This window comes from Allosphingosinicella sp. (assembly GCF_036570505.1).
In the GTDB taxonomy this organism is placed as follows: Bacteria; Pseudomonadota; Alphaproteobacteria; order Sphingomonadales; family Sphingomonadaceae; genus Allosphingosinicella.
In genome coordinates this window covers 17,667-28,993 of sequence record NZ_DATCYB010000054.1, presented here as the reverse complement: position 1 = coordinate 28,993, position 11,327 = coordinate 17,667, and the positions used below count along the sequence as shown (strand labels likewise).

Annotated in this window: 7 protein-coding genes, 1 tRNA gene and 1 pseudogene; 5 read left to right on the top strand and 4 right to left on the bottom strand. The window is 67.1% G+C overall.

Annotation, left to right across the window (positions count from 1 at the left end):
• The 3 genes and pseudogenes from VIR62_RS05820 to VIR62_RS05810 all read right to left on the bottom strand — a co-directional run.
• Positions 1 to 195 (bottom strand): annotated as a pseudogene (locus VIR62_RS05820) (DUF2497 domain-containing protein); the annotation flags it as partial.
• Between the two features lie 17 nt (positions 196 to 212).
• Positions 213 to 1,709, bottom strand: a complete 1,497-nt coding sequence (locus VIR62_RS05815; RefSeq protein ID WP_431869479.1) for a TolC family outer membrane protein — start codon at positions 1,707 to 1,709, stop codon at positions 213 to 215.
• Between the two features lie 33 nt (positions 1,710 to 1,742).
• A complete protein-coding gene (locus VIR62_RS05810) occupies positions 1,743 to 2,393 on the bottom strand; it encodes a protein-L-isoaspartate O-methyltransferase family protein (protein ID WP_431869477.1) in 651 nt (216 codons plus the stop codon).
• Between the two features lie 288 nt (positions 2,394 to 2,681).
• Here VIR62_RS05810 and VIR62_RS05805 point away from each other — a divergent pair.
• A tRNA-Cys gene (locus VIR62_RS05805) sits at positions 2,682 to 2,755 on the top strand.
• Between the two features lie 19 nt (positions 2,756 to 2,774).
• Here VIR62_RS05805 and VIR62_RS05800 read toward each other — a convergent pair.
• Complete coding sequence (locus VIR62_RS05800; RefSeq protein WP_431869475.1) at positions 2,775 to 3,371, bottom strand: TetR/AcrR family transcriptional regulator; 597 nt, start codon at positions 3,369 to 3,371, stop codon at positions 2,775 to 2,777.
• A 172-nt stretch (positions 3,372 to 3,543) separates the two neighbouring features.
• Between VIR62_RS05800 and VIR62_RS05795 the strand changes: the two genes are divergently transcribed.
• The 4 genes from VIR62_RS05795 to VIR62_RS05780 are packed head-to-tail and all read left to right on the top strand — an operon-like array spanning position 3,544 to position 11,310.
• Entirely contained in the window at positions 3,544 to 4,734 is a 1,191-nt protein-coding gene (locus VIR62_RS05795; RefSeq protein WP_431869473.1) for an efflux RND transporter periplasmic adaptor subunit, read from the top strand.
• A 12-nt stretch (positions 4,735 to 4,746) separates the two neighbouring features.
• Positions 4,747 to 7,980, top strand: coding sequence for an efflux RND transporter permease subunit (locus tag VIR62_RS05790; protein WP_431869471.1), 3,234 nt, complete (start codon positions 4,747 to 4,749; stop codon positions 7,978 to 7,980).
• Entirely contained in the window at positions 7,977 to 9,410 is a 1,434-nt protein-coding gene (locus VIR62_RS05785) for an efflux transporter outer membrane subunit (protein ID WP_431869470.1), read from the top strand. The genes VIR62_RS05790 and VIR62_RS05785 overlap by 4 nt, the downstream gene beginning before the upstream one ends.
• 58 nt (positions 9,411 to 9,468) lie before the next feature.
• Positions 9,469 to 11,310: a DUF885 domain-containing protein gene (locus VIR62_RS05780; protein ID WP_431869468.1), complete on the top strand. Its 1,842-nt coding sequence runs from the start codon at positions 9,469 to 9,471 to the stop codon at positions 11,308 to 11,310.
• The last annotated feature ends 17 nt before the right edge of the window (positions 11,311 to 11,327 follow it).

Here is an 11,327-nt window from a genome sequence, read left to right as displayed (position 1 = left end):
GGACGTGAGTCCGTCCGCTTCGGACACCGGATCGCTGAGTTCGAGAACGTCTTCTTCCACCGGCGCCTCCATCGGCTGATCCTCGGAGCGGTCGTCGCGCGGCGGACGCGCGGGCGCGCGGCCGTCCTCGGCGATCACCCTCTTGATGGAAGCCAGTATCTCTTCCATCGACGGATCACGGTTAATATCCCCCATAACGAAGGCCTTATCGCTTATTCGGTGGGCGGTGTCACGGGGGTGTTTTCGGGCGGGCCGTAGACGGTGCGCGTGGCGACCGGCCTCGGCTCCGGATCCGAATCCCAATCCGAGGCGCGGTCCGAGACCCGCTCGTAATTGACGGCCGGATCGTAGATATATCCGCCGTCGAGGTTGAGGTCCTCGACCTCCGCCTGACCCATGGCGTTCAGCAACTGGAAGCCCGCGACATAGGCGTCGCGGCGGGCGGTGACGAGCGCCACCTGACTGTTCAGCAGTTCCTGCTCGGCATTGAGCACGTCAAGCACGTTGCGGGTGCCGACGCTTTGCTCGGCGCGCGTGCCTTCGAGGGCGAGCTGGTTGGCCGCGACCGCGATCTCGTTCGATTCAATGGCGTCGCGCGCGGCCTGGTAGCTGGACAGGGCGGCGCGGGTATTGGCGACGACGGCGCGCTCGATCTCGATCCCCTGCTCGATGAGCTGGCTCTGGAAAGCCTGCGCCTGGCGGACGCGGGCGCCGACTATGCCGCCTTGGTAGAGCGGAATTCTCGCCTGGACGCCGATGCCCGTGGTGGTTTCGGTGTTGGGAAGCTCGCCCGGGGCAGTGCCGAAGCGTTCGTCCTGGGAGCCCAGGAAATTGGTGTAGCGGCCCGATCCGATCGCCTCGACGGTCGGCAGGCGATCGGCGCTGGCGACGCGCACGTCGAGGCCGGCCGCGCGAACCTGGTTCTGGATCGAGACGAGGTCCTGATTGTTGGCGAGCGCGATTTCGACGGCGCGGTCCGGCGTTTCGGGGAGCGGCGGCAGGGGCGGCGGCGGCTGCAGATCGCCGGGAAGCTCGCCGATCACGCGGCGGTAATTCTCCTCGCTGGCGTCAAGCTGCCCTTCTGCGATGGCGAGGGTACTGCGCGCCAGCGACAGCCGGGCCTCCGACTGGGCGACGTCGGTGCGGGTCAGGTCGCCGACCTCGAACCGGTCCTCGCTCGCCTGAAGGTTGGTCTCGAGTACCTGCACCTGATTGCGATTCAAGGTCACCACCGACCGGTCGCGGATGACGTCCATATAAGCTGCCACCGCTTCCGTAAAAATATCGCCCTGGGTGGCGCGCAGGGTGGCGCGGCCGGCGAGGACCCGGACGTCAGCGGCGCGGACCGAGTTCCTGACCCGGCCGCCCTGAAATAAAGGGAGGCTGACATCGACTCCGGCGCTGAAATTGCGGCCATTGCCGCCTCCGGTACGGGTCAGATCCTGGTTGACGCCGGCCGTCGCCGATATCTGCGGTCGTCCCTGCGCCTTGGCGATCGCCACATCCTCGTCGAGGGTGCGGACCTGAGCCCGCTGGCCGGTCAGCGTCGGATTGGTCCGGTACGTCTGGACCAGCGCCTCGCGCAGCGTCTCCGTGTCGGCCTGGTCGGGCACCTCCGCCTGCGCCGGCGACACCGGCTGCTGCGGCGCCGTCGTCTGCGACTGCCCGGCCCCGGCGACCAGCAATGCCGCCAGTCCTGTCGCGGTCAATAAGCCTCCCCGCATTACGCCCTACTCCGCTTTCTAGAAGGTGAAACCACGGGGTTTCTCGAACCCCGGGAGAATGGCCGAGGCGGCGTCCGCCACTGCCACCGTGCCGAATCCGCCGCCCCCGCGGCGGCCGATCGAGATACGCGCGACGCCATTGTCGAGGATCGCCGCCACGAGCCGGCCGCGCTCGGCGAGCTGGTCGACGAGCGCATCAGAAATCAACTCGACCGCGCCGTCGATAAGAATGAGGTCATAGGGCGCACCCTTCTTGTAGCCCTTGGCGAGCGGCCCTTCGACCAGCTTCGCGTTGGTGCCCTTGAGCGCGGCCTTGGCCGCGGCGGCCAGCGCCGCATCCTCCTCCACCGCGACGACCGAGCGAACCATCCGCGCCAGCACGGCGGCGGCGTAGCCGGTGGCGGCGCCGATCACGAGCGCCTGATCGTCCTCGCGCGGCCGCGCCTCGGTCAGCAGCCTCCCAAGCGACATCGGTGTGTTGAGCTGGCGCCCGTTTCCGAGGGGCACCAGCGCGTCGGCATAGGCCACGGTGATCCGGTCGTCCGGCACGAAACGCTCGCGCGGCACGGCGCCCATCGCGGCGACGACGCGCGGATCATTGACCCCCGTCGTCCGCAACTGGCTCGCCACCATGGCGCGGCGCATATGCTCGAAATTATGCTCGGTCATTCGGCCCCTATTCGCACAACTGTCTTAGTAGCGCAATACACTATGCACGTCTCTGGCTTCTAACCATCCGACCGGCGAAGGCCAAGCAGAGAGTCTTGCGAATTCATGGACGAGCGGCAGCAAGAGCCATGCCAGTGGGAAATCGGAACGGCCGCGCCTTTCACCACCAGGATCGGCGCCAGGCGGCGGCGTGCCTACTGTTCGTTTCCGGACACGAGCGTCCGCTGGCGGACAGCGCCCGGACCTGCTTGACAGACGATGCCCACCCGCCCATTTGCGCTCCCTGGCGGCCCGATGGCGGAGTGGTTACGCAGAGGACTGCAAATCCTTGCACGCCGGTTCGATTCCGGCTCGGGCCTCCATCTCCGTGATTTCGATGGCCTACGGCCGCTGCTCCGCTTCGCACAGGGCCGCCTCGAACAGTTGCTCCAGCTTGCGGCGCACGATCCCCCTGTCCTCCTCGCAGAGCGGCCCCACCTGCATGACGGTACGCAGGATCGTGGTGCCCATGAAGATGGCCATGACGAAGCTGGATCTGAGGGCCGCGTTGCGGCCGCCGATCAGCTCGGCGAACGGCTCCAGCATGTCGTGGCGGAGGGCGCCGCGGACGATCTCGGCCGCCTTGGGCGATGAAGCGGAGCGCAGGATGATGAGCAGACGTTCGATATTGTCGCGGTCGTTCTCGCAACCCTTGTCGAGCATCAGGTCGGCGAGGCGGGACGGAAGGTCGGTCGGATCTCCCTCCAGCGGCGCCTTTTCCTCGCCCTCGCCGCGCAGAACCTGGGCGAACAGCTCTTCCTTGCTGCCGAAATAGCGGCTGACGAGGGCGACGTCGATGCCGGCGTCGCGGGCGATGTCGCGAAGGCCGACGCATTCATAGCTGTCCTGGAGGAAGCGCCCGGTGGCGGCGAGAAGGATTGCGTGGCGGGTGGCGGCGGCGTTGCGGGTGCGCGCCGGCCCGATGTCGGAACATTTCATGGCTTTCAATACCATAGCGTTTGGCTTCGTCAACGAGTGCTGACTTTTATGTCCACAATTGTTGACATCGCCTGAACGCCTTCATAGGTGCGTCATCCGCCGTAGGCACGAGGGCTTGGCGGAAGGGGGCGGACACATGTTCGCCGCACAAGCGTTTACGGGACAACTTCGCATGAAACTCAAGAGCTTGGCTGCGGCGACCGCCGCCCTCACGCTGCTTCTGGCCGGCTGCTCGTCGGGCGATTCAGCGGCGCCCCCGCCAGCGCCGCAGGTGACCGTCGCGACCCCGCTGGTGCAGCAAGTCGTCGACTGGGACGATTATGTCGGCCGGTTCGAGGCGATCCAGCGCGTCGAGGTAAAGCCGCGCGTCACCGGCTATCTGCAGCGCGTCCACTTCCGCGACGGCCAGTATGTCGAGGCGGGGCAAACGCTGTTCACGGTCGACGCCCGTCCCGCCCGGGCGCAGCTCGATCAGGCGCGAGCGCAGCTGGCGCGCGCCGAGGCCTCGCTCGCCAATGCGCGGACCGAGCTGGCGCGCTCGCAAACGTTGGCCGCGTCGCAAGCCGCCAGCAAGGAAGAAGTGGAGGCGCGCCAGGCGGCGGTGCGCACCGGGGTCGCCGACGTCAACGCCGCCCGCGCCGCCGTTCGGGCCAACCAGCTCACCGTCGGCTTCACCAGTGTCCAGGCGCCGATCTCCGGCCGAGTGTCGGAGCGACTGGTCGACGTCGGCAACAGCGTCACGGCCGACCAGACGGTGCTCACCACAATCGTATCGACCAACCCCATCCACTTCGCCTTCGAAGGCTCGGAAGCGCTGCTGCTCAAATATCAGCGGCAGAATTCGGGAGCCGCACGCGGCAAGCCCGTCCGCATCCGCCTGCAGGACGAAAGCACCTATGCCCATGCCGGCACGCTCGATTTCGTCGACACGAGCATCGACACCGGCGCCGGCACGGTCCGAGCCCGGGCGGTCGTCCAGAATCCGGACGGCTTCCTGAAACCCGGCATGTTCGGCCATCTGCGTCTCGCCGGCACCGAGCCCTATCGCGCGATGCTGCTGCCGGATACCGCCATCGTCACCGACGCCGCGCGCAAGCTCGTCTACGTCGTCGACAAGGAAGGCAGCGTCGTGCCGAAGCCGGTCGAGCTTGGGCCGACGCTCGGCGACCTCCGCGTGATCCGCAGCGGCATTGAGGCGAGCGAGCGCGTCATTATCGGCGGCATCCAGCGCGCCATGCCGGGGCAGAAGGTCACCGCAAAGGCGGGCCAGATCAAGCCGGCCACGATACAGGAAGGCAACGCTGTGGAGCCCGCCAACGCGCCCCCGGCGTCCATCGCGACGCCGGCCGCGGCCGCGCGCTGAGGATAGTCAAACATGAACATATCCTCCTTCTTCATCGAGCGGCCGATCTTCGCGTCGGTGATCGCGGTGTTCATCACCCTGATCGGCGCCTTCTCCTATCCGCAACTGCCGCTCTCCCAATATCCGGAGATCGCGCCGCCGACGATCAGCGTCCAGGCCTTCTATCCCGGCGCCACCGCCGAGACGATGGCCGAAACGGTCGCCGCGCCGCTGGAGCAGGAGATCAACGGCGTCGAGAACATGCTTTACATGACGTCGTCGTCGACGTCGGCGGGACAGGCTGCGATCACCGTCACCTTCAAGGCCGGCACCGATCTCGACGAGGCGCAGGTGCTGGTGCAGAACCGCGTGGCGCTGGTGGAACCGCGCCTGCCGGAGGAAGTGCGGCGCATAGGCGTCACGGTCGCGAAGCAGTCCGAAGGCTTCCTGATGATCGTCGCGCTGACCTCGACGAACCCCAACCTCGACATCGACTATATCGGCAACTACGCCAATACTAACCTACGCGACCGGCTGCTGCGCATCGAAGGGGTCGGCGGCGTCCAGGTGTTCGGCGGCGGCAATTATTCGATGCGTGTGTGGATCGATCCGGACCGCGCGGCGGCGCGCAACCTCACCGCCGGCGAGATCGTCCAGGCGCTCCGCAGTCAGAATGTGCAAGTGGCGGGCGGCGCGATCGGCCAGCCTCCTTTCGCCTCCGGCAATCCGGCTTTCGAGCTCCCGATCCAGGTGCAGGGGCGACTCAGCGACCCTTCCCAGTTCGCCGACGTCGTCATCAAGACCGATCCGGAGACGCGCGCCATCACCCGCGTCCGCGACGTCGCCCGGGTCGAGCTGGGATCGCAGGACTATGGCATCCAGGGTACTTTCAGTGGCAAGCGCGGCGTGGCGCTGGCGATGATCCAGCAGCCCGGCTCCAATGCTCTGGCGGCGGCGGAACAGGTGCTGAACGAGATGGAGGACGCCTCCCAGGACTTCCCCGCCGGCATCCAATATTCGATTCCCTACAACCCCACCGAATATGTTCAGGCCTCGGTCGAGGCGGTGCAGGAGACGCTGCTCGAAGCGATCGTGCTCGTCATGCTCGTGGTTCTGGTTTTCCTCCAGACCTGGCGGGCGGCGATCATCCCGATCATAGCCATTCCCGTCGCGCTCGTCGGCACGTTCGCCGTGCAACTCGCGCTCGGTTTTTCGATCAACTCGTTGTCGCTGTTTGCGCTGGTGCTGGCGGTCGGCATCGTCGTCGACGACGCCATCGTCGTCGTCGAGGCGGTGGAGAAGCATGTCCGCAACGGCCTGACGCCGCGCGAGGCGGCGCACCGGACGATGCGCGAGGTCTCGGGCGCGCTGATCGCCATCGGCCTCGTGCTCGTGGCGGTGTTCGTGCCGACGGCGTTCGTGTCGGGCATTCCCGGCATCTTCTACCGCCAGTTCGCCGTAACCATCGCGGCGGCGACTTTGATTTCGCTCCTCATCTCGCTGACCCTGTCGCCCGCCATGGCGGCGCTGCTGCTGAAGCCGCACAAGGATAATGAGATAGACCACGGCCCCCGCTGGCTGCGTCCCGTCCGTGTCGGCGCCGCCAAGTTCAACCAGGGCTTCGACTGGCTTTCGGAGAATTACGGGAAGCTCACCGCCAGGCTGGTGCGCATGACGACCATCGTGCTCGTCGTCTATGCCGGCCTTCTCGCCCTTACCGGATGGCGGCTGATGGATACGCCGACGGGCTTTATCCCCGAGCAGGACCAGGGCTTCCTGATCGGCGTCGTCCAGCTTCCTCCCGGTGCGTCGCTGGAGCGCACCGCGGCGGTGCTCGACCGCACCCGCGAGATCGCCATGGAGACGGAGGGCGTCATCGACTCCGCGACCTTCGCGGGCCTCGACGGCTCAAGCTTCTCCCAGGCCTCCAACGCGGCCACCATGTTCTTGAAGCTCTCTGACTTCGAGGAGCGTCGCGATCCTTCGATGAGCGCAACCGTCCTGTCCCAGCAGCTGACCGGTAAGATCGCGGCCCAGATCGACGAGGCGATGGTCTTCTTCATCGCGCCGCCGGCCGTGCCGGGCCTCGGCAACGGCAGCGGCTTCATGATGATGATCCAGGACCGCTCGGGCGCCGGCTATGACGCGCTCGCCGGCGTCACCATGGACATGATGATGTCGGCCCAACAGGTTCCTGAAGTCACCCAGGTCTTCTCGCTGTTCAACACTGGCTCGCCGCGTCTGGAGGCCGATGTCGACCGCGACCGCGCGCAATTGCTGGGTGTCCAGCCGGCGCAGATTTTCGAAGCGCTCGGCACTTATCTGGGCTCGACCTATGTCAACGACTTCAACCTGTTCGGCCGCACCTTCCGCGTGACGGCCCAGGCGGAGCCGACCTCGCGCAACGACCGCGCGGACATCGGCCGTCTCCAGGTCCGCTCGGCGAGCGGGGAGATGGTGCCCCTCTCCTCCGTCGCGACCGTTCGCGAGGACAGCGGCCCGGTGCGCGTCGTCCGTTACAACCTCTTCCCGGCGGCCGAGCTGCAAGGCTCGTCCGCGCCCGGCGTCTCGTCCGGCGCGGCGCTGGGAGCGATGGAGCAACTGGCCACCGAAAAGCTGCCGCCGGGATTCAGCTATGAATGGACCGGCCTCGCCTTCCAGGAGAAGGCGGCGGGCAATACCGCTGCCCTCATCTTCCTGCTGGCCGTGGTGTTCGTCTTCCTGGTGCTGGCGGCGCAATATGAGGCGCTGACCCTGCCGCTCGCCGTCATCCTGATCGTGCCCATGTGTATTCTGGCGGCTATGTTCGGCGTGAATCTGCGCGGCATGGACAACAACATCCTGACGCAGATCGGTCTTGTCGTGCTGATCGCGCTCGCCGCCAAGAATGCGATCCTGATCGTCGAATTCGCCAAACAGGCCGAGGAGGACCAGGGCATGGATCGCTTCGACGCAGCAGTGCACGCCGCCGGCTCGCGCCTCAGGCCCATCCTGATGACCAGCTTCGCCTTCATCTTCGGTGTGCTGCCACTCGCCATCGCGGTGGGGCCGGGCGCCGAGATGCGCCAGGCGCTTGGCACGGCGGTCGTGTTCGGCATGCTGGGCGTCACCCTCTTCGGCCTGATCTTCACGCCGGTCTTCTATGTGGTGACGCGCGGCTGGAGCCGCTTCTTCCCGAAGCGCGTCGAGAAGGAGACCCACTATCCCACGGCCTATGGCGGGACGCCCCACGACCCGCTGACGGCGCCGGAAGGACCCGCCAAATGATCCGCTCCCTGCTTCCCATCGTGGGCGCGTTGGCGCTGACAGGCTGCGCTACGGTCGGCCCCGACTATACGTCCCCCGCGCCGGGCGCGCCCGGTCAGTCCGCCTTCATGGGCGGCGAATCTCCGGCCTTCACCGGCGACGAGCCGCCCGGTCACTGGTGGAGCCTCTACGACGATCCGGTGCTGGACGGGCTCGTCGAGGAGGCCTTGACCTACAATACGGACCTTCGCGTCGCCGCCGCCAATCTGGCGCGATCGCGCGCCGTGCTGCGCGAGGTACGGAGCGGTCGGCTGCCCTCGACAACGGTCAGCGCCAGCGCCACCTACAGCCGCCCGTCCGGCGCCATCAACGGCTTGGACGAGGCGATGGACGAGGGTGAAATCTACGACGTCGGGCTCGACGTCGGCTATCAACTCGACCTGTTCGGCCGCATCCGCCGCGCCGTCGAGGCAAGCCGCGCCGATCTGGAAGCCGTGCAGGCCGCCTTCGACTTCACGCGCATCACCGTCGCCGCCGAGACGGCGCGAGCCTATGCCGACGCCTGCAATGCCGGGCGCCAACTGGAAGTCGCCCGACGAAGCGTGACGCTGCAGGAGCAGACCTACGACCTGACGCGCCGCCTGCTGGAGGGCGGGCGTGGCACGGCGCTCGAGACCAACCAGGCCGGCGCCCTTCTGGAGCAGACCCGCGCCGCTATTCCGACTCTGGAGGCGCAGCGACAGACGGCGCTCTATCGCCTGTCGGTGCTGACTGGCCGCCCCCCGGCGGAGTTCCCGCAGGAGGTCGCTTCGTGCGATACGCCACCCGTCATCACCGCAGCCATTCCCGTCGGCGACGGCGCCTCGCTGCTCAGCCGCCGGCCCGACATCCGTCAGGCCGAGCGCGAGCTCGCCGCCTCGACCGCGCGCATCGGCGTGGCCACGGCCGAGCTCTACCCGGATATCAGCCTTGGCGGCTCGATCGGTGCCACCGCCGCCGCGATCGGCGATCTCTTCACGGGCGGGGCGTTCCGCTATGCGCTGGGGCCGCTCATTTCCTGGACATTCCCCAACACTTCGGTCGCCCGCGCTCGCATCGCCCAGGCCGAGGCGGAGGGCGACGCCGCCCTCGCCCGCTTCGACGGTACGTGGCTGCGCGCGCTGGAGGAAACGGAGAGCGCCCTCACCCGCTATGCCAAGGAGCTCGACCGTGTCGCCACGCTGCGCCGCGCGAGGACGCAGAGCGCCGAGGCCGCCCGGATCGCCCGGCTTCGCTTCGAGGCGGGGCGCGATCCCTTCCAGATCGTGCTCGACGCCGAGCGCTCGCTTGCCGAGACCGAAGCGGCGCTGGCCCAGTCGGAAGCGCAGCTTTCGACCAACCAGATCGCCCTCTTCCTGGCGCTCGGCGGCGGCTGGGAAGATCGGGCGGCCGCCACGGTTTCGCGCAGGTAGACAGTCCGCCGCCCGATCCTTAGCCCTGCTCCCCAAACGCAAGATCGGGAGAGCGTATATGGATCGCAGGTCTTTCATGGCGTCGGCGGGCGTGGTGGCACTCAGTGCATCCTTGCCGGGCTATTCGGTGATGGCTCAGAGCGGAACCGCTACCGCCGGCGGCGAGGGCGCGCGGCTCAAGGCCATGCTCGACCGCTTCTTTTACGGCCGGCTGGAGGACAGCCCCGAGCGCGCGACCGGCCTCGGCCTCGACAAGGACGAACGGGCGCATCTGAGGAGCAGGCTCAGCGATTATTCGGCGGCCGGCGAGGCCAGGGAGCTGGCGCGATCTAAAGCGGAGCTGGCCGAGCTTCGCAGCGTCGACCGTGACAGGCTCTCCTACGAAACGGCGATCGATTACGACGTCGTCGAATATGGTCTGGTGAGGGGCATCGAGGCCAATGAACGCTTCTCGTACGGATCGGCCGGAGGGCGTTTCGCGCCTTATGTGATCAGCCAGCTGACCGGCCCCTATCGCGGCGTACCGGACTTTCTCGATACGCAGCACAGCATCGGGAATGCAGCGGACGCCGACGCTTATCTCTCGCGCCTTTCGCAATTCCCGACCGCGCTCGACCAGAGCCTGGAGCGGCAGAAGACCGACGCCGCCAAGGGCGTTTTCGCGCCCGACTATATCCTCGACACGACCCTGAAGCAGCTCCGGACTTTGCGCGATCAGCCGGCGGCCGATACCATCCTCGTCGCCTCGATCGCGCGGAGGGCGAAGGAGGCAAGCCTCGGCGACGACTATGCCGCCAAGGCGGAGAGGATCGTCGCGAGCGCCGTGTTCCCGGCTCTGGACCGCCAGATCGCCACCGTCACTGACCTGCGCACCCGCGCTACCCATGATGCCGGCGTTTGGCGGCTGCCAGATGGCGAGGCCTATTATGACGGCGCGATCAAGGCTTCGACCACGACCAATATGACGCCCGAGGAGGTCCACCAGCTCGGGCTCGAGCAGGTAGCGGATCTCGAGGCTCAACTCGATCCGATCCTGAGGGCCCACGGCCTGACGCAGGGCACGGCCGGCGCCCGGCTCACGGCGCTCAACAAGGATCCCGAGCAGCTCTATCCCAACACCGACGAAGGCCGCGCCGCGCTCCTCGCGCAACTGAACCGGCAGATCGTAGCGATGAACGCGAAGCTGCCCGAGGCGTTCGCGACGCTGCCCAAGGCTGATGTCGAGGTGCGACGGGTACCGCCGCTCATCCAGGCCGGGGCGCCCGGCGGCTATTATGACAGCGCCCCGCTCGATGGCTCGCGTCCGGCCATCTATTACATCAACCTACGCGATTCGTTCGACCGGCCGAAATTCGGCCTTGCCACCCTAACCCATCACGAGGCGACGCCGGGGCACCATCTCCAGGTCAGCCTGGCGCAGGAATCGACGGAGATCCCGCTGATCCGGCGCCTGGGCGGCTATTCGGCCTATTCGGAAGGCTGGGCGCTCTATTCCGAGCAACTGGCCGACGAGATGGGGATGTTCGAGGGCGACCCGCTGGGTCGGGCCGGGATGCTCCAGTCGTACCTGTTCCGGGCGACCCGCCTCGTGGTCGACACGGGCCTTCACTCCAAGCGCTGGAGCCGCGAGAAGGCGACCGATTATTTCATCGCCACTACCGGCATCGCCCGCGGCCGCAGCCAGGGCGAGATCGATCGCTACACCGTCTGGCCGGGCCAGGCGACGAGCTACAAGGTCGGCCATATCATGTGGGACAGGTTGCGCACTGATGCAAAAGCGAAGCTCGGCGACCGCTTCGACATCAAGGACTTCCACCAGGTGCTGCTGCAGGGTTCTGTGCCCCTCACCGTCCTCGAAAAACTGGTGAACGATCGCGTCGCGGCACGGATGAAAATCTAGCGGAAGGGTAGTGGCGC

Excerpts from the sequence above, each read along its gene's own strand:
- VIR62_RS05790 (WP_431869471.1), top strand. The coding sequence starts at position 4,747 with ATGAACATATCCTCCTTCTTCATCGAGCGGCCGATCTTCGCGTCGGTG.
- VIR62_RS05785 (WP_431869470.1), top strand. The coding sequence starts at position 7,977 with ATGATCCGCTCCCTGCTTCCCATCGTGGGCGCGTTGGCGCTGACAGGC.
- VIR62_RS05800 (WP_431869475.1), bottom strand. The coding sequence starts at position 3,371 with ATGAAATGTTCCGACATCGGGCCGGCGCGCACCCGCAACGCCGCCGCC.
- VIR62_RS05810 (WP_431869477.1), bottom strand. The coding sequence starts at position 2,393 with ATGACCGAGCATAATTTCGAGCATATGCGCCGCGCCATGGTGGCGAGC.
- VIR62_RS05780 (WP_431869468.1), top strand. The coding sequence starts at position 9,469 with ATGGATCGCAGGTCTTTCATGGCGTCGGCGGGCGTGGTGGCACTCAGT.
- VIR62_RS05795 (WP_431869473.1), top strand. The coding sequence starts at position 3,544 with ATGAAACTCAAGAGCTTGGCTGCGGCGACCGCCGCCCTCACGCTGCTT.